Genomic DNA, 25,648 nt, shown 5'->3' with positions numbered 1-25,648 from the left:
GTTATCGGTAGCATTCCAGTGTCGTGACACATTTGATAGCAATGAATTGAGCCAACCCTCAAGTGATTATGACAGTCATACACATACAAGGCGACTGCCGCTAAAGCAGTCGCCTTTGATGAATAGAGATTAACTCCCTGTTTCCCGATAGCCTGTGTGTGCCTTCACTTTAACCTCGGCATAACGTTTGGCATCTGTTCCACCTGAGAGTATGGTGCCCAGATAACCGCCAAGGAAGCCGAGTGGGACTGAGACCAGTGCCGGGTTGCTGAGTGGGAATATCGGATCTCCGACAAATAATGCCTCACCTTCTACAGGCGAAAAGACACTTGGACTTATGGATACAAGAATCAATGCCGAAATCAGGCCGGACAAGATTGCCGTAATAGCACCTGTTGTATTGAATCGCTTCCAGTATACGGTGTACAGGATGACCGGCAAATTGGCACTTGCTCCAATACAGAAAGCGAGTGAGACAAGAAATGCCACATTCAAATACTGGGCGAACAATGACAAGACAATCGAGAGTACGGCTACACCCAACGCGGCATAGCGCGCTGCGAGCATTTGCTGTCTATCTGAAGCTTTGCCCTTTTTGATGATTTGGCCGAATAAATCATGGGCGAACGCTGACGCACCCGACAGGACAAGACCTGCAACAACTGCGAGAATGGTGGCAAAGGCTACAGCAGAAATGAATGCAAACAACCATTCACCGCCTATTGCCTCGGCGAGTAATGGTGCGGCCATGTTACCGCCTGGATTCGCATCAACAATCGTTGCCTCACCGACAAAAATCGCTGCGCCAAACCCGAGAAACAACGTCAGCACATAGAAAATTCCAATAATCCAGGTGGCGGTAACAACTGATTTTCTGGCCGTTTTGGCATCTTTAACCGTGAAAAAGCGCATGAGAATATGAGGAAGTCCCGCTGTACCAAGAACAAGCGCCAGCATCAGGGAAATGGTATCAAGCGGCACTGTATACTGCAGTCCCGGATTCAAATAATCCGCCCCGTGACTGGTGGCTGTTTTAGCCTCACTGAACATGGCGCCGATATTAAAGTTAAAATGCCATAAAACAAGGAATGAAAGAATCAGCATACCAGCCATCAAAAGAACTGCTTTGACGATTTGCACCCAGCTAGTGGCAACCATGCCGCCAAACAGGACATAAATGGTCATCATGACACCAACAATCAAAACAGCTATCGTATAAGGAATATCAAACAATAACTGGATAAGAGCACCTGCCCCGACGAGCTGGGCAATCATATAAAATAGGGAGATTGTAATGGTGCTCAACGCCGCGGCGCCTCTTACCTTTTTGGCATCAAATCGGGCATTGATCATATCCGCGATCGTATATTTGCCAAGATTGCGCAGCGGCTCTGCCACTAAAAACATAACAACCAGATAGGCAATTAAAAAGCCGATGCTGTAAAAGAAACCATCAAAACCAAAAAGTGCAATCGACCCGGCGATTCCAAGAAATGAAGCCGCCGATAAGTAGTCACCTGAAATGGCGAGCCCGTTTTGAAAGCCCGTTAAGCCTCCGCCGGCTGTGTAAAAGTCACCGGTTGTCTGGGTTTGTCTCGAGGCCCAGAACGTAATAGCCAGTGTTAAGCTAACAATAGCCAGAAACAAAACAATAACGGTTGTACTCATGAGGCTCTCCCCCCATCTCCACTGTCAATCTGTTGTTCAATAATCTGCTCTGCCTGTTCATCGAAAGAAGCAGCCTTTTTCACATAAATGGTACATAAAACCCACGTCATGATAAATTGCGCAAATGCAAACAACCATACCCATGAAATATCTCCAATGGCAGGTGTATTTAAAAAGGTTGTGTAAGATGTTAAAACCGGCAATAAAAAGTAAAAAATAAGAAAAAATAGCGTGTAAGGTATGATGAATTTTTTCTTGTTTTGCATAAAGCTTTTAAACTGTCCGCTTTGTTCCACCTTTTCGAAGTCAATCGTTTGGTGGGGACGATTGCTTGTGTTCTGGTCAGTTACATCGCTCATAACAGAACCTCCTTATTGGATTAGCCAAAGGGGAATTTCCTGTTGACGTGGAAAATCCCCCATTCAAACGTCACTTTATTTTTCCATGGTCGGTAGATCTCCTGGCTTTCCGGTTGAGCCTGATGTGTAATTAATATAAGATTAGCCGAACTTATCACCCCCGCCATTTTGTAAACGCTTACCCAGGAGTATAGATGACTTTAGGGGTGATTGTGGGGGATTTTGTATCAATTGTTGGTCATGATGTTTGAAAAGTTAAAATGTAATGTTGAATGGTTACTGTTTAAATGTCTCAAGTAAAATTTTGCGTGCTGAGCGGCTGACCGGTAATATGGTCTGATGTTTATCCTGCAAAGTTATATTGTAGGCCCCGTTAATCCAAGGTGTGATTTCTTTGACGTAGTTCAGGTTGACCAAATAGCTCCGGTGAGTCCGGAAGAAAGAGAGACCCTGCAGTTTTTCCTCTAATTCCTGTAAGGTCATCCGGCTTTCAATCACCTCATCCTTAGTGTGGATTTCCAGCATACGGTTGGACGGGACGGCATAATAAATGGCATCCGGTGACAACACAATCATCCGATCGCCATTATCAACAAGCAGTTTGGACCCAGCTGATTGACTCGCGGATATTGGGGATTTGTCTTTGGTCAGGACGTTTTGTTCCATTTGTTTTCGGACGCGCTTTATTGCCTTTTGAAACCTGTCATCATCGTAAGGTTTTAATAAATAATCGACAGCTTCTATTTCGAATGCATCAACCGCATAGTCATCATATGCTGTTGTGAAAATGAATAACGGTCTTTGGACATAGGCTAATTCAACAATTTGCTTGACTGCCTCAACACCGGATATTCCCGGCATTTGCACATCAAGGAAAATAACATCAGGTTCATGTTCAGTATATAAGTCGACTAATTGTTTGCCCGTTTCAGCACTTGGGCAGAGCATGACATCAGGTTCTTTTTTCAATAAGTAGATGAGTTCTTCCCGTGCCAGTTGTTCATCTTCAGCAATCATGGCGTGAATGGTCTTCATCATTATACCCTCTTTCTCCATTAATCGTTATATGGAATTGTAAAATAGACTTCACTTCCGCGGTCAGGCAAATTGCGTATATGCAGCCGTGACGATTCACCAAGCAGATTGATTAAACGCTGATTCACATTATATAGCCCGGCGCCCCCGTTGTTAGTTTTTGCAAGTGGCGTGTAGCCGGCATCATCTAAAACATCATCCGGAAAACCGGTTCCATTATCACGTACGGAAATCAGGATATTATTATCGGCTTTCGTCATTGTGACGTTAACTTCACCGCCATCCGTTACGTTCTCCAGACCGTGCTGGACGCTGTTTTCGACCAGTGGCTGAATGGTTGAGGGCGGGATGGATATCTGAGAAAGCTCGTCAGGTCCTGAAAACTGAATGGTCAAGCGGCTGGAAAAGCGTGTCCGGATGATCTCGATATAAGCTTTAACGTGCTGACATTCCTTTTCCAGCTGTACCAGTGATGACGAAACCAATCCGATATTAAAACGCATATAATGGGCCAGGTGCACCGTGATCTGACGTGCCTTTTCCGGATCTTTCCGAAAAAGTGCTGCAATCAGATGCAGTGTATTAAAGAGAAAATGCGGGTTGATCTGTGCCTGAAGATTTCTTAATTCCGCATCACGTATATGCGTTTTTAGTTTTTCCGTTGCGATGGTATTCAGCTGATTGGAGATCAATTCACCTAACCCCTGGGCCAGCATGAGCTCGACCGGCCGGATGTGTTGTGCTTTTTGGAAATAAAACTTAATAAGGCCTGTCGATTCATGCTTGTCCATAATAGGGATGATAATAGCAGCCTCAAAGGGACAATTTTCATAACGGCACTGTATTTCCGAACGCGAATAGGCCATCTGCATCTGACGTGTTTCGATTGCCTGAACAGATAAAGACGTCAGAACCGAATCACCTTCTTTATGGTGATCGCCGCCCATTCCCCTATGCGCCAAAACTTCGTGTTCATTGGTTACGGCGACAGCAGCCGGTTTCAGGCGGTCATAGAGTAAATCAGCAATTCCGGCAGCCATTTCATGGGAGGAATCCTTTCTTAAAAATGGCAGTGCTTCTTCCGCAATGGTTAAAGCCCTTCTGGTCGCCTGTGCTGCTTCATGTTCCTGCTCCCTGAGCACAATTCCGATCATGGCGGTAAAAATGGCAATGGAAATGCTGTTTGATAACACAAGCGGCAGACCAATTGTGTTGACGGTTGCTATCATGTCATCTGAATTTGGTTCAGCAATTAACAGCATATGCATATGTAAAACCGGCGGAAAGACACCGATAAATAATGCTTTCATTGGTGATATGACGCGCTCATTTGAGAAAAATCGGGCTGTCCAGCCGGCCAGAAGTCCTGTCAGCGGATTGACCAGACTGTTTGCAATAAAGCCTATGCCTCCGAGGAAAAAAAGATGTACACCGGCGATAATACCTGCACCCAGACCTACAAGAGGGCCGCCCAATAAACCGGCAATAACAGTAGCGACAAGACTTGAACTGACGACCATCCGGCCATCACTGACAGGCGTCCAGACAAAGTCCCTGGCAGCAACTGTCCCCCCTTCCAGGACAACACCTGTTATGGTTCCGGCAATCCCGAAAAAGCCAAACACACAGGCGTGAACAAGTGTCATCTTTTTGCTGAACTCACGCTCAAGCAGCGTTCTGAAACCACGGGTGCGTGTCAGCACAAAGGCAATGACGAGTATTAAACCCAGCCGTTCGAATAAAATCAGCGTTAAATGATTCATGGCCGATCTTCCCTCGTTTCAATCCCTGTCTGAGCCTTCAGGTAAAATTGGCGAAATTCTGTGGTGGCTTGCGCTGATCGCTGTGTTAAAATCGATCCGAGAAATGCGCCTAAAAAACCGATTGGAATCGCAATAATACCAGGATTGGCTAATGGAATAACCGGTTCATGCGGAATCCAGCCTCCCTCCGGATTCATAATATGCGGACCGAGTAACAAAAGCGTTAGAGAAGCCACCAAACCACTGATCATTCCCGTCATCACACCAACCTCGTTAAACCGCTTCCAATAAATCGTAAACAGCAGCACAGGCAGATTACTCGAGGCGGCCACAATAAACGTTAACGAAACAAGGAACGTCACATTTATATTTTCCAATCCAATCGCAAATAGTGTTGAGATAAGGCCAACGACGAAAGCGGTCCATTGGGCGGCACGTAATTGTGTTTTTTCAGTGACTTGTCCCTTTTTAAGAATGTGGAAGTAGACATCATGTGAAAAGGCAGTCGTTGCTGAAATCACTAAGCCGGCAACCACCGCAATAATGGTTGTGAACGCGATGGCCGCAATGAAAGCCATCAGAAAATCACCACCCAATTCTTCTGCCAGTAATGGTGCAGCCAGATTTCCCGTGGGATCAAGTGACACTAATTCCTGGTACCCGATCAGTGCAACAGTACCCAAGCCGAGAACGAGGGCAATTATATAAAAGCTCCCAATAATCCAACTGGCAGTCAGCAGTGATTTGCGTACTTCCCGCGTATTCTGTACCGTAAAAAAGCGGATCAAAATGTGCGGGAGTCCTGCTGTTCCGAGAATTAACGCAAGATGCAGTGACAGACTCTCCAATGGCTCATTGTATAAGTTGCCCGGCAGGAAGAATTGTTCGTCTAATGGTGTACCCGTTTTCACCTGGGCCACCAATTCTGCAGCATTCCAGTCAAATCCTGAAAACACAATTAAAGCGAGAAGAAACGTCCCTGACATGAGCACGACTGTTTTCACAATTTGCACCCATGAAGTGGCAAACATCCCGCCAAACACAACATAAGATGGTCATTAAGCTGCCGATGATCAGCACAGATGCGGAAATTAATTATCCAATAGCAGCCGGAGCAAAAGCCCCGCAGCCACCAATGGGGAATCATATAAAAGAAATCGAAATAATAAGCGCACCATTTGCGCCATCATCCAACGTACGGTTACGGGAAGCGCGAACATACTACATCAACCGAGTGAATATTTACCCAGACGATGAACGGGTTCAGCAATGAAAACAATACAATCAAATAGGAAACCAAAAGCCAAATCGCATATAAAAGCCGTCGTACCGCTAATGGCAATGGTACCCGATAAATCCCCCAAAGGAAGCCGCACTGATGTAATCCCCGCAATCGCCATGCCGTTTTGGATGCCGGTTAAACTGCCTGCCGCTACATAAAATTGACTCGTCGTTTTGCTTTGCTTGGCTGCCCAATAGGTAATAATTAACGTGCACACAATAATGCACAGGAAAAACAGAAAATAAGTCAGGTTCACAGGCTCACCTTCTTTTAGCGCGTGTAACTGCTTTACCATTATCTTTATGAACGGGTTTCATTATTTAAGACTGGGTATGCAAAGGAGCAAAATTCAAAATTTAATAAATTATCTTGTTATAAATCGTACCTTAAATCGTCTCTTTCGTAAGGAAGTCTGATAATAACGAGTGGAATAAAGATATTATCAGCCATAAATATCCGGAGTCATAAATGATGTCGTAACCTCCAGTGATTCAATCTGGTTTCCAGCTTCTTAAATCGGGAATGTCTAAGGTGATTAAAAGCAAAAACTACTTGAATGACTAAAGACATATCAAACTGCTGTAAGGGGGGCGCTTTGTTTTGGCAAAAAAGATAACGGTTGGACTAATCCCGGCTCCCGAGCTTCCGGAAACAATTGCTTCTGAATTGGTCGGCAGTTTACCTGAAGAATTCAATGAGAATATTGATGGCGATACTTCATGGGAATTCAGTGTGATCCGTGATCCATTGACAGGTGCTGCTGAAAATGTGGACAAGCTGATTCACCGGGCGGAAGCCATTAGAGAAGCAAATAACTGGGATTACACAGTGTGCCTGACTGACTTGCCCATCTTCTCCAATAAGGGTGTAGTACTGGGGGATGTTAATGACAACGAAGGCGTTTGCACAGATATCCATTCCGGCTTTCGGGCTGCCCCTGTTAAAAAAAGAGTGAAAGAAAACCATTATCCAGCTGGTTGAATTATATTTCAGGGTAAATGGGCAGCTCATTCATAATGGAAACACTGTCGACAGCCATAAAGGCCTGCTTAATAGAAAGTTTCTGCTTTCGCCAATCCGTAAAATAACACCGCCTGATCAGGTTGAAAAAACGGATGTACGCTTTATCTTGAAGCCGAAGTTATATGGCAGATTAAAGCTGCTGCTCGGTATGACGCATGCAAACAAACCCTGGTCGATTATCCCGTCATTTAAACGCGTGATGGCTGTCGCCTTTGCCACCGGTGCATATGGGCTAATATTTCCCACCCTTTGGCGGCTGAGTGCATCGTATGAATTGAGCCGTTTTTTGATATTAACCCTATCAGCTATTACTGGTATGATTGTATGGCTGATTATTGCCCATAAGCTATGGGAAAAGCCAAGCACAAAAAGCCATCGGAAACTCAGATTATTGTATAATACAGCTACAATCCTGACCATTACCGTTGCTGTCGTCGTGTATTACATGATGCTGATGGTGTTGTTTCTGACTGCGGTTGCCTTTATCGTACCGCCGGATTTATTCAGTGAAATTGCAGGGCTGGAGGATGTGGCCGGGTTTGGTTATTTTATAAAACTGGGATGGCTTGTCACCTCAATTGCAACAGTTGCCGGGGCGATCGGCTCAGGCCTGGAGAGCGAAAAGACAGCCCGAAACATCATGTACGGTTACCGCCAGCAGCAACGCTATGAGGAAATGGCGTATCATGGGGATAACGTGGAGAATAAAGACTAAACTACTCCTGTTACACAGGTCGGACAGTGCATCAGGAAAGGAGTCATGCGATTTGATTGAAGTTTATACAGATGGGGCATCCAGCGGTAATCCGGGTGTCAGTGGTGCGGGGGTTTACATCAAAGCCCATGGACAGGTATATGAATCTTCCTTTCCATTGGGTGTCATGTCCAATCATGAGGCAGAATTTTATGCTGTTTTAAAAGCCCTGGAGAATTGTGCAGCATATTTTCCAGGAGAAATCCTATCATTCCGTTCAGACTCCAAGCTGGTTGTTGATGCAATCGAAGACGGTTTCGTTAAAAATTCGGCCTACCAGCCGTTGCTCGCAGCCATTAATGAAAAGGCAAGTGACTTCCCCTATTTCTTTATCAAATGGATTCCTGAAAAGCAGAATTACCATGCGGACCGACTGGCCAGACAGGCTATTAACAGGTCATGACAGAGATGTGGAAATTGACATTTCAAATTTATTCTTTAAAATTAGTTTATGGCATCCGCTAGCCATCTCGAGATTTTTCAAGGGATCTTGGGTATATTAATATAAATGAATTTGTTTAAGTGAAAGAAGGAATATTGATTGGCAACATCGATTATTAAAGATGCTTTCAAAGTTAAAAAAACCCCCTTTCCGCTGCGAAGAGCAATCGGAGCAGCATTAAGTGCATCCATTCCTGTTATAATCGGCATTTTACTCGGGAACTTCCAATATGGCTTAATTGCCGGGATTGGGGGATTCTCATCGTTATATGTATTTAACGAGCCTTATAAACATCGGGCTAAAAAAGTCTTTTTCGTTATTCTGGGATTAGCAGCTGCTATGGGGCTTGGTACGTTGACTGCCGGTTCTCCGGTTTTATTCGCTGTTTTATTAGGGTTAATTGGCGGAGTCGGGACGTTCGTCTTTGGGGCATTGAAAATCCCGGGGCCGGCAGCGATTTTCTTTGTCATTATTTTTGCCATGACATCAGCGATGGACATTAATCCGGATGACGCACTGCTCAGGGCTGGGTTGGTTGCTATGGGAGGTACAGTCTCCTGGCTGGTTGCAATGGCCGGGTGGTTTTCTGATCCCTATCAGCCGGAGAAGAAATCGATTTACCGCCTCTACCTTACACTATCCAACTTACTTGATGCGATTGGAACGGGGACATTCAATGAGATGAAGGAAAAAACGTTATTTTCTTTACAGGATACGGAAAGGACATTGGCATCCGGCTATATTTCATGGCGCAGCACAGATTCGTTCAAGCGTTTATATGTTTTAAAAGAGTTGGCACATAGTATCTGGATGGACATTCTGGAGCTGGAGGCTAAAGGGAATACGGAAGTTCCCTCAGAAATGAGCGATTTTTTAAAGCAGGTGACCCAGTCGCTGGGAAAAAAGCATCCGGCAACAATCAACACCGCTCCTTCCATGAAACGGTTAAGTGCCCTGGAGGAGCGTTTGCTGGCCAAATTCATCGAGGCAAATGCCGTTATTCACGAGTCTTTTCCAAATTTGGACCGGGAAAGTTCACTTTAAAAAACAGCCGATTATCAAAAAATTGGCGGATGCGTTTGATAAAAACGCTGTTGTATTTTTAACGTCTCTCCGATATGCAATTGTTCTGGGGCTTGCGGCTTTAATTGCCTTTTCGTTTGAATTTGACCGGTCATACTGGATCCCCGTTACATGCGGTGCTGTCATGCTTGGTTCTACCATCATCAGTACGTTTCACCGTTCTATTCAGCGTTCGCTTGGGACACTGGCAGGGATTTTTGTTGCTGTTATCATTCTATCCATCAGCCCGGCACCAATTGTTGTGGCATTATTAATCGGGGCGCTGCATTTTCTCACAGAAACGTTTATGGTTCGCAACTATGCATTCGCCGTTACGTTCATTACACCTAATGCGATTTTAATCGCTGAAAGTACAACGCAAATGGCGAACTTATCTTACTTTGCTACGGCCCGTATAACGGATGTCATTATCGGATCGATTATTGGGATTCTGGGCGTTCTGCTGGTCGGACGGCATTCAGCCTCAAGCCGCCTCCCGCATTTAGTGTCCAAAACAATAAGGAGTCAATCACAATTATTTTTCAAGATTTTCTCAGATAACAGTGCGTCCGTTGCTGCTGACTATCGTCGTACGCAAAATAAAATGCGGACCAATCTAAATAATTTACGTACAGTTTATAACACATCGTTAGGTGAAATCCCGAATGACTTTGACTACCTGAGTCGTTTATCGCCGGCTATTTTTTCGATGGAACAGCTTGGTTACTTCCTTGAGGTGGCTGCAGAGAGAGGCGGGAGAACAGTATTGTCGAAAAGTGAAACGGCCCGGTTTGTTTATCTGTTTGAGTCAATGGCCCAATCCATCGAGCAGCAACAGTTGCTTGAGACGTTTAACATCCCTGAGGTTCCAAACCACGCGCAAATATATCAGGGAATTAATACACTGCAGGAATCATTAATGCTAAGTTTAAACAGACCTGCAAAACAGGACAAAGTATAAAGAGGAGATAGTGGGTGGTTTCCGTTCTCCCCACTCAAATCCCCTTTTGGCTGAACGGCAAAAATAATTTGATTCCTCGCTTATTCCCCGGAACAAACCGCATGTCCGCCAGCAAATGACTCGCATAGGCCAAAACGAGCGTCCAAAATAAACCTTCCATTGCAAATCGTTCCTGGATATAAAAAGCAATGATTGCAAAAAAAAGTAAACCGACTAAGGAATGTGTATAGCTTCTGTGTGCCACTAAGGCTGCAATGGCAACATAAACGCCCGTCAGCCAAACCCAAATTTCCATCATGGCCACACCTGCGGCAATAATAGCGGCACCACTGACAAACAGCATCAGCTTTTGGGAAAATTTAGGTGCAATTAATAGCAGGAACACACCCAAAGCCAGACCGATATACATGGCATAGCCTGATAATCCAAACCACGCGTACGCCCCCGTTATAATACCGGTTGTCCGCACAAATCCCTGAATCATTTTATGTGATAATGAAATCCGATTCGCCAGTTTTCCTGCTGTATCCAAGTCCGGTACTAGAGCAGCTATAATACCAGTTGTCATCAGTACAGCCGTTTCCACCGGCTCCATTCCGATTGACTGTGCAACGGTTACCCCTGTTCCAGCCCCAATAACAGCGTGAATTTTTCCGTCCATGGTAAGTCTCCTCTTAATCCTTGCTAACAAAGCTATTATACAGGAACCTGAGCTGTTTGTTTAGAGTGGTGTGATAATCAACCAATAAATCAGGACTGCTGTTTAATACGTTCAATTATTTATGGCTGGCCTTTTGTTATTAGCGATTTTTCATACTCTGTCAGCGCAATATCATAAAGTTTCAGCATTCTATCATTTTCTGTTCATGTTACTTAACAACGTGTTACCAAAATGGGCTTTCCGGCATAGGCTGAGATTGGAAGATTTTTATTTAGAAAGAGGAGGATATTGCTGTTATGACAATACAATCAACAGAAGCAGACTGGCTGAATCAATTAGCGGAATGGGCGGAACAATGTGAGCAGCTGGTGGCTTCAATAGAAACACGATCAGATGTGCTGGTGACATTAAACCCGGAAGAATGGCAGGGACGTTTTCGGGAATTGGGTGAAACGGCGAATGCCTACCGGGAACAATTGCTGCAGGATGACGAAATTGTTGATGGTGCTGGTGAAATCGAATCATTGAATACAACAGCCCACCAGCTCAAGAATGAATTTTCCCGGTTGATGGAAGGGGAACCGGATAACAGGCTGGAGGAACCACTTGTAGAGAGCACAGACGATGAAGATATTGATAATGATCGGAAATCAACGAAACATCAAGCTGTCCCGATAGGCAAACATACGCTGCCGCCATTGCCTTATGCATATAATGCTCTGGAGCCGCATATCAGCGAGGAAATCATGCGTCTGCATCATGACGAACACCATCAAAGCTATGTGGATGGTTTGAACCAAGCGGAAAAGGAGATGGAGAAAGCCAGAAAAAGTGGCGACTTCTCACTGATTAAGCATTGGGAAGGTGAAGCGGCCTTTAATGGAGCCGGACACTATTTGCACACGATTTTCTGGGATAACATGAGCCCGAATGGCGGCGGAAAGCCAGACGGTGAAATCGCAAAAGAGATCAAACAGACATTTGGCAGTTTTGATAAATTTAAAGAACACTTTTCGAAGGCAGCTGAAAACGTTCAGGCAGTCGGTTGGACGATGCTGGTCTGGTCACCGCGCTCATGGCGGACTGAAATTCTGCAGGCCGAAAAGCATCAGAACCTCTCCCAGCAGGATGTTATTCCGCTGCTTGTCCTTGACGTCTGGGAACACGCGTATTATCTGCAGTATCACAACAACCGCAGTGATTACATCGATGCCTGGTGGAATGTTGTCTGCTGGAACAGTGTGAACCAGCGTTTTGCCGAGGCGAAGCAGGTTAAGTGGAAGCCGTATTGATGCACAATAGAAGGAGAGGCATAGTCTCTCCTTTTTCTGTTTTTGCATAGTATGAACAATTTGAATGCGATGAAATATTTACAACCGCTCAATCGTTTTTCAATTTTGTGTTAACATAGATATACTTAGAAAAGTGGTGGTTAATAACGGTCGACATGCTGAGCTAAGGGGGGATCCACATGATAGCTTTAAAACGTCAATACGATTTGGTTAAAAATTCACGCGAGCTGCTGTTTGGGTTTTGTGAAAAATTGGATCCGGAAGATTACATAAAAGAACTTGATGGCTTTGGCTGGGGCTCCATCCGGAATTTGCATACACATGTAGCCGAATGCTATCAATCGTGGCTTGCTAATTTTGGGTTGAAAGAAAACACCAGGGTGGCTGAACCACGGATGGTCAGCAATGTGCAGGATATCCGAAATATTTTCAGCGATGTGGACAGTTTGGTCTACCGGTTTCTGGACACATACGCGGATAAACTCGATATGAATGTGAAAGGCCCTGTGCCGTGGCAGAAAGAGGATGAGGAATTGCCGGTGTTATGGCTCTTTACCCATACAATCACTCATGAATTTCATCATAAGGGTCAGATTGTTTCCATGGCTCGTCAGCTTGGATATGTACCGGATGATACGGATTTGGGGATTCCGGGGACTTAAGTAAGCATATAAGTACTGTATGTATTGTTATTATATCAAAACTCACATGCATTTAAAAAAGCTCGAGGTTGTACATAATTGTGTACAGGTGTTGTGGTAGTATAGACATTAGGATGAAAATTTTTTCAATGGAGGGTTTCCTATGCAAGAAATCAAAAACGCAATATCTAAAGATGAGCTTTTGGAGGATTTAAACAAGTTCAGAGAAACACTCAGGGGTCAACTTGATGGAGAAAGACGTTTTTCGTATAATCACGGGCATATTGCCGGTGAATTGTCAGGTGTTTCACACGTCATTGATATGCTAACGACATGGGGAGAAAAAGAGAGAAATTTCTTTCTAGCTGGAACAGAATCATCGGAGAATAGGGATACTATGAAAAAAGATATACACGTTGTCGGTGCCGCGATTTTAGCAAACAATCAAGTTCTATGTGCGGAAAGAGGGCCTTCCATGGAGCTACCTTATAATTGGGAATTTCCTGGTGGGAAGATTGAACATGATGAGACACCTGAAGAAGCATTGAAACGGGAGATTGATGAGGAATTTTGTTGTCAGATTGAGGTTGGTGAGGAGATCGAGTATACCGTTTATGAGTACGACTTTGGTGTCGTTCATCTAACAACTTATTTTTGCGAACTTATAAAGGGATCCCCTGTAAATACAGAGCATCATGCTTTGGAATGGGTACCTCAAACTGAGTTAAGAGATTTAAAATGGGCACCAGCAGATATTCCGACAGTTGAAAAAATAGAAGCACTGGATTTGATTAACTAACTAAAATCTATTCTCATCCAGAGTAATTTGGCAATAACGAGGTGATTGTTTGTTATACGAAGGCATATATGAGGAAATCATAACAAATGAGATGAAACACGCTTTAGAAACGCTTGAAGGACAAAACTATGAGATTGGAAGAGAAACGCTTGATGTTGAAGAAGCACGTAAAAAATTAGCAGCTTATATTTCCGAAATCACCCGAAAAGCTTTATATTACATACGAGATAAACATGATAAAAAGGATGATCAGGGTGCCTTATTAAAACAGATTCAAGCTAGTAATGCCCTCATCCATAAACTTAGCGAACTGCTACCCGAAGAAGACTTCAAGCAGTTGGAATTGGATCACGATGGCGAAATTTTAACATCAATTTATTCCAAACTAAATAGCGTTCAGAGCGTAAAAAATGAAAGTCCAGTACGTCCAGTAACGCCAATTTCCGAAAGCTCGCTGTTTACGGGTGCAAAGGCTGAACCCAATATGATGAACGAGCTTCGAAATGAGATTTTATCCTCCGACAAAATTGATATGCTCGTATCATTTATTAAATGGAGCGGCCATCCGTGGTATATGCCGGAAAATTAAGAGAGTTTACTGAGAAAAAAGGTGGTACACTTCGCATTATCACGACTCAATATATGCAAGCGACCCGATTAACAAAGCTATTATGGAAATTAAGTCAATTACCAAATACAGAGATTAAAATCTCGTATGATGTGGATCGAACAAGACTTCATGCTAAGGCATATATGTTTAAGCGAGACACAAATTTCAGCACGGCTTATATCGGGTCATCAAATCTATCTAACCCGGCTCTAACATCGGGTTTGGAATGGAATGTTAAAATTACGGAAAGAGATTCGTTCGATGTGATGAGAAAAGTTGATGCTACATTTGAAACTTATTGGAATAACGAAGAATTTGAAACTTTTCTGTATGATAAGGAAGATGACCATGAACATTTAAGAGCCAGCTTAAGTAAAAAAGAGCAAGACGAGCAGCCGATTAATTTTTCCTTTGAAATAAAGCCATACTATTTTCAAAAGGAAATTCTTGAAAACCTTGATGTTGAACGAAAGGTACACCGGTAAAATATAATAATCTATAGTGGGCTTGGCGACAGGTGTGGGGAAAAACGGTTTATCTCAGCATTTGATTACAAGCGATTTGGTTCAGGGAAAAATGGATCGCCACAAACGGTTATTATTCATTGCTTCACCCGGGAAGAAATTTTAAAAGCAGAATCTCGATTACTTCAGAGTGGTTATGCAGGATTTAAATTTTGGCGATTTATTGGTTGGTTCAAATCAGCCAGATAGTATCGAGCATTTATTTATCAGTATCCAAAGCTTCAATAGTCGTAAGTTACATGAATATACGTCACCGGATTACTATAACTTTATCATTGTTGATGAATTTCATCATGCTGCTGCAGATTCATATCAGAAGCTGCTTCAGTACTACCAATCGAAAGTTTTGCTTGGCTTAACTGCCACCCCAGAACGAATGGACGGTAAAAGCGTTCTACCCTATTTTGATGATCGAATCGCTGCTGAAATGCGGTTAACCGAAGCAGTTGATCAGAAACTTTTAAGTCCATTTCAATATTTTTGTATAACAGACATTGTTGACTTATCGCAAGTTACATGGCGGAACCATGGTTATGATGTACGGGAGTTAGAAAACTTATATACCAGTGATACGATGCGTGCTCAGCAAATTCTAAAAAGTGTTAAGGCATACGTTACAGATTTAGATAATGTAAAAGGTTTAGGGTTTTGTGTCGGCGTTAAGCATGCCCGGTTTATGGCGGAGTTTTTCAATCAACGAGGCGTTTCATCAATTGCTTTGCACGGTGGCTCTGATAAGGAAACACGAGAAACGGCCAAAAAAGAATTAGAATCAGGCTCTACCAAGTTTATTTTTGTCGCTGATCTATATAATGAAGGTGTGGATATACCGGCTGTCAATACGACGTTGTTTTTGCGTCCAACTGAAAGCCTGACGGTATTTTTACAACAGCTTGGACGTGGCTTGCGATTGCATGAAGGAAAAGAGTGCTTAACGGTATTGGACTTTATTGGACAGGCACATAAAAACTACAATTTTGAGGATAAATTCCGTGCACTTGTTGGCAAAACAAAGCATTCAATCAAGCATTATGTTGAGAACGGGTTCAGTTCATTGCCTCGAGGTTCTTTTATTGTAATGGAGAAGCAAGCAAAGGAATATGTTTTGCGGAATGTTAAGCAGCTGAGCAATCGCCGTAGTCATATGATTCAAAAGTTAAAGGATTTTCATTTTAATTCAGATCAGCCATTAACACTGAAGTACTTCTTAACGTATTATCAACTGTCGATATATGATTTTTACGGCAGGAGTGGTGATCGCTCATTCAGCCGTATGCTAGTTGAGGCTGGTGTTAATGATGATTTTTATTTTCGTGACGAAAAAATGATTACAAAACGGTTGCCGAACCTTTTCCATTTAGATTCCAAACGAATTCTTGATTTTTATTTACGTTACTTAGATGACTTTGTGATTCGTGATGATGAGGAACAAATGATGGCTAATATGTTCTATTATTCGTTTTATCAGAATGAACCGAGTAAAGAAGGATTTGATTCAATCGATGCAGGCGTCAAATATATTATAAGCGTTCCTGAAGTGAAAACAGAGATTCTACAAATCTTGGATTATAATCGCCAGCATCTAACTGAAATGGAATTCATGCATGATTTGGAATATCCATCACCATTACGTGTTCATGCGAACTATAATATTAACCAGATAATGGCTGCGATGGGCTACTACAATGAGGAAAAAGCACCGGCTTTTCGCGAGGGCGTTAAACACTTCAAAGATAAGAATACGGATGCGTTTTTCATAACACTAAACAAATCAGAAAAGGATTTTTCACCATCGACATTATATGAAGATTATGCCATGAATGAGCGATTATTTCACTGGCAAACCCAAAGTACGGTGACGCCAACAAGTAAAACAGCTAAACGTTATATTAATCATAGGAAAAATAACCATCAAATTATGTTATTTGTCCGTGAATATAAGAAAGAAAATGGTTATACCTCACCTTATATTTTTCTTGGTACTGCTGAATATGTGCAGCATTCGGGCAGTAAGCCAATGAATTTTGTTTGGCGTTTACGGCGTGAGATGCCGCCGATGTTTGTACCTAAGGCGAATAAAAATGTGTTGTAAAAGAGGTGTTAAGATGCACCCAAAAGCTAAAGTTGCAAATTTAATCATCAGAAACAATAACTGAAATATCATCACTGGAATCGCGATTTTCAAGTTAAAAATAGACCTCCCTTGAGCAATGGCTAGGTATCGAGGGGGGGTCTATTTCTTCTGGGGCCCCCTTAAAGGGATCGGGCAAATTTGTACTGCATACTTTTTAAGAGCTTTATAAAGTTTTATTTCTCCAACTCCAATTCAATATCTACCTCATCACCAAGATCTTCAAAATCTTCATTACTTGCTGCACTGTAGATTAGGGGTGTGGACTCCACATCTTCAGTTTTTGAATTTTCCAGTATATAAATGGACGTTCCTTCTTGTATTTCAACTCGACTTTATTATATGAAAAGGTATATACAAATTAATGTGCATCATTGGTGCTTAATGCCAGTGTTATTTAGATAGGCCAGCCGATTTTATCATGAATATCTCCATGGAGTTAAGTCAAACTACACATAAACGCTATCGATTTGGAGGAAATATCATTGGCTTTTTCCATATTTTTCGTTCTGACATGGCTTGCTGTTTTTACATTCGGTGTTATACAGAAAAAGTTGTCTTTAGTGGAGAACACGTTTGTATTTCTCATTACCCTGATTGTGAGTATAAACTTTTCATGGATAGTGATGAACGAGCTGGAATTGATTAAGCGTACTGAGGAAACGCTGCCATATACTGCATCTTTGTTGAACCGCAGCATCATAATCCCTGTTCTTCTTCTAATACAGCTGAATATGTCAATGGCACGTGATTCATTCTTATGGAAGACGGTTGTTATGCTGTCTGCTGTCCTTGTATTGGTCGGGTTGAGTTATCTTATGACCGCTTTGAATATAACGGACAATACGGACTGGAATCTTGGTTTGGATGCTATTTATTTCTTTTTGCTCAACCTCATCGCCTATTTTGCTTACTGGGTCATGGAGAGTGTATCTGAGAAAGCGGTGAATCAATCATGATATTATGGGAGACATTTGATCAAAATGAAATCTATATCCTGGTAGCGTTAGTTATCGTGTATACTGTCTTTTTTATTTTGCCGAAGAAAATTCCACGGCATATCACCTTATTGTTTTTGGTGTGGGGATTTGCAACTGCCACATTTTTTGATTTTACGCTTGGCGGTAAAGTGATGGATTTATATAGCGTTAACGACTCCGGTCAATATGAACTATCGGATTTACTTACTTACTTTTTGTTTGCGCCGTTCAGTTATTTCTTCGTTTATTTCTACCACTATTTTCAGGTTGGCCGAAAAAGTATTATTTTCTACATAGCAGGATGGACAATATTGGGGATATTGATGGAGCAATTATCACGATTTATGGAAATGACGCATTATGGAGATGGTTACAGTGTTTACTTTTCAGTTGTCATATTTCTTGGCGTTCAAACGACGACAGCACTATATTATGAGCTGATTCTCAGACAACAGCGAAAGATAGGGGATGAGCGGTCTTGAGTAATCATCAAGGGTAAAAAGAGGACATCACGTGAATGAATATTCTGCTGGAGAGCTATGCACAATCTCATTTTTCAGTTATAAGCAACAGGGTTCGGTAGCATACTAAAATGGCAAATTTATTCGATAGGAGTGATGAAAATGGCAGAGCAGTCACGTTTTCATGGCGGTGAAAAAGCGCCGAACAGCGGTGTTTATATTGAAAAAGGTGAAACAGGCAGCAACGTGGAGGAACCGCGGCAAGTGAAACTGGAAGCTGGTGACAAATTTCCGGAAACCGAAAATCAGGATCGTGTCTGGGTTAATAAGCGTGACCTGTCACGACCGGGAGTAGACGACCGGAGCGGCCATTAACAAAACAGTTTTATTGGTTCGGCGCTTTGGACCAATATGTTCGTTTAGGGACTGGTGTTCAGCGTGTAAATGCGTTCAGAACGGTATATGCTTGTTCACTGATGGGCTGTCCCCGAAAGGCCGTTCAGCCAATGATCGCCTCAGACAAATACCTGCCCCCCGTTGACATGCAGCACTTGCCCGGTGACAAAGCGTGAGTCGTCTGAGGCCAGGTAGACAAACGTCGGGGCGACTTCGAACGGCTGTCCCTGCCGATCCATCGGGTTGCCGGCAAGTGTTACTTGGTCAGCGGAAAAGCTTGCCGGAATGATTGGTGTCCAGATGCGGCCGGGCGCGATGGCATTGACGCGGATGCCTTTATCGACCAGATTGTTGGCCAGAGCGCGGGTAAATCCGACATTGGCACCTTTTGTCGCTGTGTAATCCATTAGCTGATCGTTTCCTTCGAATGCAACGACAGAGGTTGTATTGATGATTGAAGCACCTGCCTCCAAGTATTTCAGCGCTGCACGTGTTGTGTAAAAATGCGAGTAAATATTCACCTTGAATGTATCATCGAACTGATCATCGGTAATGTCTTCTAAATTTAATTGCTGGAACTGGATCCCGACATGGTTGCAGAGGACATCCAGTTTACCAAATGTTGTAACCGTTTTTTCAACAACATCGATGCATTGCCGTTTGTCACGGAGGTCCCCCGGCAAAAGTAAACAGTGCTGTCCGATCTCTTCCACACGATGTTTGGTCCGATTCGCATCTTCATGTTCATCGAGGTAAGCAATGGCAACATTCGCACCTTCTTTGGCAAAAGCAATCGCAGCTGCTGCCCCAATGCCACTGTCACCACCCGTGATAAGTGCGACTTTGCCGGTCATTCTTCCACTGCCTTTTTCATGCGGATTTTCCACAATCGGGCGAGGTACCATAAGATGCTCGACACCCGGTTGGCGGTATTGGCGCTGCTCGGGAACTGTTATAGCAACATCCTCATATTGTGTGATTTTCCCGTAGTTGGGATACAGCGGGTATAGTCGCTTATTTTGTTTATTTTCAGTCATCACATTCACTCCTTCCTTGTAATAGACTCTCATGTTAAGTTATGCCAGATGGGCGGTTGCCGTGTCTGGTTTGTCATATATACAGGCTCAATAGCCGGAAAAGATGAATAGGCTGACAGAAAGTAAGAAGGGAGATGGATAACATGTATGATTATGATAACAACTTTAAAGTGATGTGTTTGTTAATGCCTGAGACGGACGAAAAAACGATGATATTATATGATAACAATCCCAATTCATGGTCAGTCCCTGTGGTCGGGCCAAGACCGCCGTACTATACCAATCCGCGCTATGCGCCATATTATCCGGTAATTTAATTATCGGATTTTGTGTTTGAAATCATTAAAATCGGTAAAATAAAATAGAGAAGAAGAAAAGGAATCAAGTCAGAGAAGTCTTTTTAGGCAAAAAAGAGAAGAAGGAAAAACCGAAGAAGAAAAAGTGGAGCATATTTTTAGCAAGTAACAAGAATAGTGGGCATGTACGTTGAATATTGCAGACAAATGATTTAATGTTTTCAATATACTACGAACATAAGGAGACTGATCACATGACAAAACACGTGCAACTCGGAAAATCAGGTTTATACGTAAATCCGGTTGGACTGGGTACAAACGCTGTCGGCGGGCATAACCTATTTCCTGACACAGATGAAGAAGCAGGGAAAGAACTTGTAAGAACAGCCATCGATAATGGGGTAAACTTTCTGGATACAGCTTACTTATATGGCCCGGGACGCTCAGAAGAGTTGGTCGGTGAAGTGGTCAAGGAAAGCGGTAAGCGCTCCGATCTGGTGATTGCCACAAAAGTATCGCCAATATTTAAAGATGATGGCATGGTCAATGACAATTCACCTGACTTTTTAAAACAGGAAGTTGAAAATAGCCTGAAGCGGCTGCAAACAGATTATATTGATTTATTATATATCCATTATCCGGATGAGAAAACACCTGAAGCCGAAGCAGTCGGTGCATTGAAAGAATTGAAGGATGAAGGAAAAATCCGTTCTATCGGCCTTTCCAACTTCACGCCCGAACAATTGAAAGCAGCCGACCAGGACGGTTATGTCGATGTTTATCAGGGTGAGTATAATCTATTGAACCGGGGAGCTGAGAATACGTTCTTCCCTTATACAACTGAGCACAATATTTCGTTTATTCCATTTTTTCCTCTCGCAGCAGGGCTTTTGGCAGGAAAATATGATAAGCAGTCACAATTTAATGATATCCGGGCGAACTCACCATACTTCAAGGAAGGAGCCTTCGAGCAGAATCTGGCGAAAGTGGACAAGCTGCGTCAAATTGCGGATGCAAAAGATGCAGAAGTGGCACATGTTGTGTTAGCCTGGTACTTAACCAGAGATACCATTGATGCCATCATTCCTGGTGCGAAACGGGCTGAGCAGGTACTCAATAATCAGAAAACCAATGATGTTCAATTGACAAATGATGAGATTCAGGAAATTGACCGTATTTTTCAATAAACTTAAATAAAAGATATTGATTGCAAAAACGTACAGATTCTCGACATAGGGACTGTACGTTTTTTGTATGCTGTAAAAGGAATTCTGCCAGCACAAGCTCAAAAAGTTGCACGGTTCATGTCCCGGGGTCTCCGGGTCCCGGATATTCCAGCGCTTTTCCCGGATTAAGAAAAGCGCTTTTTGTGCTTCTTAATCTTGCCGTCTATGAATAAACGTATCATTAGGGAATTCAGCTGATCTATCTCAAATTTGGATGACCATGAATGAATTTGTTTATAAGAATTTTACTGATTGAAAGGAAATATTGGTAGATTTGTCGAACATGGAGTTAAGTAATGTTTGATCGTTAAAAAATTCATAAGGGATGAGTGAATGACGTGTCGCATAAAGCACTATTCTGGTCTGGTTTAACTCTGTTTGGTACCGGACAGCTGTTTTTGATTGGGTTGGTTGAATTTAATCGACTGGTGGGTGATAAGGCAGTCGCTTACTTCATTGTCGTGCTGGGGTTAAGCTGTATAGGTACTGCCAATTTGCTGAAACGGAATCGCTAGCTCACAGAAGAGCGGCGGAATCAACAGGATAGCGTGAGAATCAGCAGAAAAGGTATCTACATAAAAGCGGGCCTATGCCAGAGGACGGGAAATCTGTAGAATAGGGGATCAACTATGGAACTTGCTTTATTGGGGCTGGCGCTGTTACTGCTTATAATGAACGCTAAGTTAAGCAAATGGCTGCTGGGTGAGCAGCGGGTGAAGATTTCTGAAACAGAAGGCGAAAAGGTCCACCGCTGGGTCATTTTTGTCAGTATATTCATCAGTCTTATCATTTTAACAACGATTATTGATAGGGATAATGACAGTGCTCTGATGTGGTTTCTGCTGTGCGTGTTAATCGTGATGTGCAGTATTCAGGCATTGATGGAGTGGAAATATCTGAAAGGAACGAAACAGTATGTCATTCCGCTTCTGTTAATGGCCATTAGTGTGTTTGGCGTTCTGGTGATATTTTTCATCGATGACTGGATGAAACATACGACATTTCAGGATGTTGTATCAGAGCAGCTTCATGAAGAAACTGAAGTGAACAGCATTACGATCCGTATTAATGACCTGTCTGAACGAATACCGCAAACAAAGGCCCGGGTCACGATTGAGGATAAGGAAACAATCGGACGTATTTTGGAAGTTTTTTCGGAAATGGAACTTAAACAAGATGATGGCTTGCATGAGTTCAGGAAGTACAATGTAACGATCGAGACGACTAATCAGGTTGCTGAGGATCATTTTGAAACAAAGGGATTGCGTGTGGAACTGGATGAAAATTACGCTAACATTTCAGCAAGTTCCCACGGGCGCTATGAAATTGTTAGCGGGACCAATCATTTACAAACGATTGAGGAACTCGTCGAAAGCGATGAGATCGATTGGGAGAGGCCTAATACTGATTAAAATGACAATGATGAAAGAGGCAAGATAGTTTGGTTTTACGTATAATCAATATTGTATTGGCATCGATGATTCTTTTAACAATGGGGTAACAATGGGATACAGTTTGACAGTTGATAGCAGTTTTGAACTCTCCCCGAATTTTTACCTTGTCGTGATGCCCGTGTTCTTCCTGTTATTAGGTATTGAAGAGATCAAAGAAGGACGAAAGGTATATGGCAGCCTTTTAATGGCATGTTTTGCCGTGAATGCGGCATCGATGATTCAACATTTAGCCAGTGTGATCTAATTCGTATGCGACTGCTCTTCTATAACCTATCACGCCGGAATAAGGTAAAAGTGAGTGTTTTATTTAAATGAATGATATGAATGTTGAAACTTTATGTGGCTTGTAACCGTATTGTAATATAGATCCACTTACATAGACCCGTGGATCGGATTTCATAATTTAAAAGGGAGTGGGTTTTTTGTTTCAGGATGCATTATTTTTAATAATACTTGCCATTATTGGCGCTGTAGTGATTATTGGGGGAGCGATTGCGTTTATTATTTTCAGACTCCGCTATAAAACAGCCAGCTCCAATGAAGCGTTAGTCGTAACCGGGCCAAAGCTGGGAGATCCTAAAGAAGAGCGGAATGTTTTTCAGGATGAAAATGGACGTTCAGTGAAAATCATCCGTGGCGGCGGGTATCGGCTCCGTATGTTTCAGACTGCTACACCGATTGATTTGACGTCCTTTCAGCTGCAGGTTGATTCAGAGAAGGCGTACACGAAGGAAGGCATTCCGGTGCGCGTCGTCAGTACAGCTGTCATCAGTATCGGCAGTGAGCTGGAGATTATGGCCAATTTTGCCGAGAAATTCCTTGGTAAAGAGCAGGATGAACGTGAAGCAGAATTACGGGATGTGTTGAATGGTCATCTGCGTGCGATTATTGCATCACTTTCCATTGAAAAAATCTATAATGATTTTAAAGAAGTTAATACACAAGTAAAGCATATTGCTGAAGCGGATCTGAAAGGCATGGGTTTTGAAATTACATCGTTTGCGTTAAATGATGTGGAAGACGTCGATGTTGAAAATGGCTATATTGATGCCTTAGGACGTCCGCATATCGCTGAAGTGCAAAAACATGCGAATCAGGCAGAGTCTGATGCGAAGAAGGAAACCCGTATTTATCAAGCGCAGAACGATCAGGAAGCACAGGATGAGGAAAACCGCCGCCTGACAGCGATTGCCCAATCCAAAAAGGAAAAAGACATTAAGGAAGCTGAATTTGAAAAAGAAACCAACCGTGCCAGAGCTAACGCGGAACAGGCGGGTGAACTGGAACGGCAGCGCCTCGCCCAGCAAGTGAAGGATGAAGAATTGAAGGTTCAATACATCGAGAAGCAGCGTGCGGTTGAACTGGAAGAAGAAGAAAATAAACGCCGCCGCTCGATTGCTGATGCGGAAGCTTATAAAACGACAAAAGCAGCTGAAGCCGACGCGGAAAAAGAACGGATTAAAGGTGAATCCGAGGCAGAAGTTATCCGTCAGCGCGGTATTGCCGAAGCCGAGTCCAAAGAACGGATGGCCGAAGCGATGGAGAAATACGGCGAGGCAGCCATTGTGGAAATGCTGATCAACGTATTGCCTGAGTATGCCGAAAAAGTTTCCGCACCAATTTCTCAAATTCAGGATATGAAGGTAATCGATATGGGCGGCAGTGATTCACAGGGCGGTTCATCAAAAGTCGCCAACAATGTGACCTCAACCATGCTCAGTATTCAGGAATCACTCAAGGAAACAACCGGTATGGATCTGAAGGCTATGCTTGAGAGCTATGTGTCCCGCGGCAACGCTGATCATTTTGGCGCACAAAAGGAAAAGTACTACCAGGAAGCTTCGGCCGCCAAAGGATCAGATGAAAATGCCGATTCAGCAGAGGGAGATGCTTCCAGGGAATCTGCGGATGATGCTTAAGCGTTAAGCAATTAAAATGGGTGTAATTCTTTTTGATAGAATTGCACCTTTTTAAAATATAAAATTCATAGCTCCTACAGTATCTTTCATTGTGATATTTTTATCGGTTTGGCACGCCTGGAAAATGACCTGATTCGCGCAAGGAAGGGGCGAAATCGCGCGACTTATGCATGATTTCGCGCACCTATGGCTTAATTCCGCGCAACATTGGTCCAAATTCGCGCGACTCAGACGGATTTTCGCGCGACAACTACTAAACTTCGCGCAGCGGCGCCCCAAACTTGCGGAATAAGGTACGAATGACGAGAGGAAAGTGGTACGCTTGAGTGATATTGCAAAAATAAACAGCAATTCGATTGTTTCGTTAACACTTGGTATTCTTTCAATTTTCATCCCCATCATTGGGTTTTTTACTGGCATAGCAGGACTTGTCGTTTCGAGAAAAGCGCTGAAAGAAATTGACAAAACAAATGAAACTGGCAGGGGCTTTGCGATTTCCGGATTGATTTGCAGTATTGTTGGTATTATCATGCATATTTTGGCCATATTGAGTATCGTCACCTTTGTTGCGTTTATAAGTGCTGGCTGATATATGTGGTTAGTATATAATGACGTCTTTTAAAAAGGAGATAACAGCCATGATGACGTTTTTTCTCATTGTCGGGGTGATATGTATTTTCGTGGCGAATATATTTATGGGCGGTCTGAGGAGCAGTGAGCAACAGCAAACGACTTTTCATACTGAATATCATGAGCCTCGGAGTGTGAGGCTGAAACCGGCACTGTATTTTGGATTGGCCGGTTTTGCTTCACTTGGTATTTCTGCTCTCATCTATTTTTTGTAATGACTGGTGGACAATGGCGTTCAATGA

30 protein-coding genes are annotated in these 25,648 nt (G+C 43.0%); 22 read left to right on the top strand and 8 right to left on the bottom strand.

Translation table 11 applies throughout. The features are described from left to right. Positions 1 to 129: 129 nt before the first annotated feature. The 6 genes from Len3610_RS14985 to Len3610_RS21190 form a co-directional block, all read right to left on the bottom strand. The gene (locus tag Len3610_RS14985; RefSeq protein WP_176448675.1) at positions 130 to 1,668 is read right to left on the bottom strand and encodes a solute symporter family protein; all 1,539 of its coding nucleotides are present in this window, start codon (positions 1,666 to 1,668) and stop codon (positions 130 to 132) included. Further along, positions 1,665 to 2,027: a DUF485 domain-containing protein gene (locus tag Len3610_RS14980; RefSeq protein ID WP_176448674.1), complete on the bottom strand. Its 363-nt coding sequence runs from the start codon at positions 2,025 to 2,027 to the stop codon at positions 1,665 to 1,667. The genes Len3610_RS14985 and Len3610_RS14980 overlap by 4 nt, the downstream gene beginning before the upstream one ends. 276 nt (positions 2,028 to 2,303) lie before the next feature. Further along, a complete protein-coding gene (locus Len3610_RS14975; RefSeq protein WP_369693591.1) occupies positions 2,304 to 3,065 on the bottom strand; it encodes a LytR/AlgR family response regulator transcription factor in 762 nt (253 codons plus the stop codon). Positions 3,066 to 3,082: 17 nt separating this feature from the next. After that, positions 3,083 to 4,825 (bottom strand): LytS/YhcK type 5TM receptor domain-containing protein, encoded by a 1,743-nt coding sequence (locus Len3610_RS14970; protein ID WP_176448673.1) that lies wholly within the window; start codon positions 4,823 to 4,825, stop codon positions 3,083 to 3,085. Beyond that, the gene (locus Len3610_RS14965; protein WP_255259642.1) at positions 4,822 to 5,829 is read right to left on the bottom strand and encodes a solute symporter family protein; all 1,008 of its coding nucleotides are present in this window, start codon (positions 5,827 to 5,829) and stop codon (positions 4,822 to 4,824) included. The genes Len3610_RS14970 and Len3610_RS14965 overlap by 4 nt, the downstream gene beginning before the upstream one ends. Positions 5,830 to 6,051: 222 nt before the next feature. After that, a complete protein-coding gene (locus Len3610_RS21190; protein ID WP_255259641.1) occupies positions 6,052 to 6,363 on the bottom strand; it encodes a hypothetical protein in 312 nt (103 codons plus the stop codon). A gap of 344 nt (positions 6,364 to 6,707) precedes the next feature. On the opposite strand from Len3610_RS21190, the gene Len3610_RS14960 reads away from it, so the two are divergent. The 5 genes from Len3610_RS14960 to Len3610_RS21180 all read left to right on the top strand — a co-directional run bounded on the left by Len3610_RS14960 (position 6,708) and on the right by Len3610_RS21180 (position 10,349). Next, positions 6,708 to 7,088, top strand: coding sequence for a hypothetical protein (locus tag Len3610_RS14960; RefSeq protein ID WP_176448672.1), 381 nt, complete (start codon positions 6,708 to 6,710; stop codon positions 7,086 to 7,088). A gap of 148 nt (positions 7,089 to 7,236) precedes the next feature. After that, positions 7,237 to 7,845 carry a hypothetical protein gene (locus Len3610_RS14955; RefSeq protein WP_176448671.1) on the top strand — a complete coding sequence of 203 codons (609 nt, stop codon included), beginning with the start codon at positions 7,237 to 7,239 and terminating at the stop codon, positions 7,843 to 7,845. Positions 7,846 to 7,897: 52 nt separating this feature from the next. Further along, entirely contained in the window at positions 7,898 to 8,287 is a 390-nt protein-coding gene (locus tag Len3610_RS14950) for a ribonuclease HI family protein (protein ID WP_176448670.1), read from the top strand. A 138-nt stretch (positions 8,288 to 8,425) separates the two neighbouring features. Continuing rightward, complete coding sequence (locus Len3610_RS21185) at positions 8,426 to 9,370, top strand: aromatic acid exporter family protein (RefSeq protein WP_255259640.1); 945 nt, start codon at positions 8,426 to 8,428, stop codon at positions 9,368 to 9,370. Further along, the gene (locus Len3610_RS21180) at positions 9,318 to 10,349 is read left to right on the top strand and encodes an FUSC family protein (protein WP_255259639.1); all 1,032 of its coding nucleotides are present in this window, start codon (positions 9,318 to 9,320) and stop codon (positions 10,347 to 10,349) included. Before Len3610_RS21185 ends, Len3610_RS21180 begins: the two co-directional genes overlap by 53 nt. Before the next feature lie 34 nt (positions 10,350 to 10,383). Here the strand turns inward: Len3610_RS21180 and Len3610_RS14940 are convergent, their stop codons facing one another. After that, complete coding sequence (locus tag Len3610_RS14940; RefSeq protein ID WP_176448669.1) at positions 10,384 to 11,010, bottom strand: metal-dependent hydrolase; 627 nt, start codon at positions 11,008 to 11,010, stop codon at positions 10,384 to 10,386. Between the two features lie 296 nt (positions 11,011 to 11,306). On the opposite strand from Len3610_RS14940, the gene Len3610_RS14935 reads away from it, so the two are divergent. From Len3610_RS14935 to Len3610_RS14905, 9 genes are all read left to right on the top strand, one after another. Continuing rightward, the gene (locus Len3610_RS14935; RefSeq protein ID WP_176448668.1) at positions 11,307 to 12,302 is read left to right on the top strand and encodes a superoxide dismutase; all 996 of its coding nucleotides are present in this window, start codon (positions 11,307 to 11,309) and stop codon (positions 12,300 to 12,302) included. Positions 12,303 to 12,481: 179 nt separating this feature from the next. After that, complete coding sequence (locus Len3610_RS14930) at positions 12,482 to 12,964, top strand: DinB family protein (protein ID WP_176448667.1); 483 nt, start codon at positions 12,482 to 12,484, stop codon at positions 12,962 to 12,964. 376 nt (positions 12,965 to 13,340) lie between these two features. Continuing rightward, the gene (locus Len3610_RS14925; RefSeq protein WP_176449697.1) at positions 13,341 to 13,742 is read left to right on the top strand and encodes a (deoxy)nucleoside triphosphate pyrophosphohydrolase; all 402 of its coding nucleotides are present in this window, start codon (positions 13,341 to 13,343) and stop codon (positions 13,740 to 13,742) included. 49 nt (positions 13,743 to 13,791) lie between these two features. Continuing rightward, the gene (locus Len3610_RS21175) at positions 13,792 to 14,331 is read left to right on the top strand and encodes a hypothetical protein (RefSeq protein WP_255259638.1); all 540 of its coding nucleotides are present in this window, start codon (positions 13,792 to 13,794) and stop codon (positions 14,329 to 14,331) included. Beyond that, on the top strand, positions 14,310 to 14,837 hold the full coding sequence (locus tag Len3610_RS21170) for a phospholipase D-like domain-containing protein (protein WP_255259637.1): 528 nt from the start codon (positions 14,310 to 14,312) through the stop codon (positions 14,835 to 14,837). Before Len3610_RS21175 ends, Len3610_RS21170 begins: the two co-directional genes overlap by 22 nt. A gap of 169 nt (positions 14,838 to 15,006) precedes the next feature. Continuing rightward, the gene (locus tag Len3610_RS21165; protein ID WP_369693590.1) at positions 15,007 to 16,968 is read left to right on the top strand and encodes a DUF3427 domain-containing protein; all 1,962 of its coding nucleotides are present in this window, start codon (positions 15,007 to 15,009) and stop codon (positions 16,966 to 16,968) included. A 524-nt stretch (positions 16,969 to 17,492) separates the two neighbouring features. Next, entirely contained in the window at positions 17,493 to 17,966 is a 474-nt protein-coding gene (locus Len3610_RS14915; protein WP_176448666.1) for a hypothetical protein, read from the top strand. Further along, the gene (locus Len3610_RS14910; protein WP_176448665.1) at positions 17,963 to 18,469 is read left to right on the top strand and encodes a hypothetical protein; all 507 of its coding nucleotides are present in this window, start codon (positions 17,963 to 17,965) and stop codon (positions 18,467 to 18,469) included. Before Len3610_RS14915 ends, Len3610_RS14910 begins: the two co-directional genes overlap by 4 nt. A 141-nt stretch (positions 18,470 to 18,610) precedes the next feature. Continuing rightward, positions 18,611 to 18,823: a YjzC family protein gene (locus tag Len3610_RS14905; protein ID WP_176448664.1), complete on the top strand. Its 213-nt coding sequence runs from the start codon at positions 18,611 to 18,613 to the stop codon at positions 18,821 to 18,823. 140 nt (positions 18,824 to 18,963) lie between these two features. Here the strand turns inward: Len3610_RS14905 and Len3610_RS14900 are convergent, their stop codons facing one another. Beyond that, positions 18,964 to 19,881 carry an SDR family oxidoreductase gene (locus Len3610_RS14900; protein WP_176448663.1) on the bottom strand — a complete coding sequence of 306 codons (918 nt, stop codon included), beginning with the start codon at positions 19,879 to 19,881 and terminating at the stop codon, positions 18,964 to 18,966. 143 nt (positions 19,882 to 20,024) lie between these two features. On the opposite strand from Len3610_RS14900, the gene Len3610_RS14895 reads away from it, so the two are divergent. From Len3610_RS14895 to Len3610_RS14860, 8 genes are all read left to right on the top strand, one after another. Beyond that, positions 20,025 to 20,198, top strand: coding sequence for a hypothetical protein (locus Len3610_RS14895; RefSeq protein WP_176448662.1), 174 nt, complete (start codon positions 20,025 to 20,027; stop codon positions 20,196 to 20,198). Between the two features lie 233 nt (positions 20,199 to 20,431). Next, positions 20,432 to 21,364, top strand: coding sequence for an aldo/keto reductase (locus Len3610_RS14890; protein ID WP_176448661.1), 933 nt, complete (start codon positions 20,432 to 20,434; stop codon positions 21,362 to 21,364). Positions 21,365 to 21,741: 377 nt separating this feature from the next. Beyond that, positions 21,742 to 21,918 carry a hypothetical protein gene (locus Len3610_RS14885; protein WP_176448660.1) on the top strand — a complete coding sequence of 59 codons (177 nt, stop codon included), beginning with the start codon at positions 21,742 to 21,744 and terminating at the stop codon, positions 21,916 to 21,918. A gap of 114 nt (positions 21,919 to 22,032) precedes the next feature. After that, positions 22,033 to 22,815, top strand: a complete 783-nt coding sequence (locus Len3610_RS14880; RefSeq protein ID WP_176448659.1) for a DUF4181 domain-containing protein — start codon at positions 22,033 to 22,035, stop codon at positions 22,813 to 22,815. A 91-nt stretch (positions 22,816 to 22,906) separates the two neighbouring features. After that, entirely contained in the window at positions 22,907 to 23,101 is a 195-nt protein-coding gene (locus tag Len3610_RS14875) for a hypothetical protein (protein ID WP_176448658.1), read from the top strand. A gap of 178 nt (positions 23,102 to 23,279) precedes the next feature. Continuing rightward, a complete protein-coding gene (locus Len3610_RS14870; protein WP_176448657.1) occupies positions 23,280 to 24,776 on the top strand; it encodes a flotillin family protein in 1,497 nt (498 codons plus the stop codon). Between the two features lie 313 nt (positions 24,777 to 25,089). Then, the gene (locus Len3610_RS14865; protein ID WP_369693589.1) at positions 25,090 to 25,365 is read left to right on the top strand and encodes a DUF4190 domain-containing protein; all 276 of its coding nucleotides are present in this window, start codon (positions 25,090 to 25,092) and stop codon (positions 25,363 to 25,365) included. Positions 25,366 to 25,414: 49 nt separating this feature from the next. Next, the gene (locus tag Len3610_RS14860; RefSeq protein WP_176448655.1) at positions 25,415 to 25,621 is read left to right on the top strand and encodes a DUF5316 family protein; all 207 of its coding nucleotides are present in this window, start codon (positions 25,415 to 25,417) and stop codon (positions 25,619 to 25,621) included. Positions 25,622 to 25,648 lie beyond the last annotated feature (27 nt).

This window comes from Lentibacillus sp. CBA3610, from assembly GCF_013373365.1.
In the GTDB taxonomy this organism is placed as follows: domain Bacteria; phylum Bacillota; class Bacilli; order Bacillales; family Amphibacillaceae; genus Lentibacillus.
This window is presented reverse-complemented; position numbering and strand designations above follow the sequence as displayed.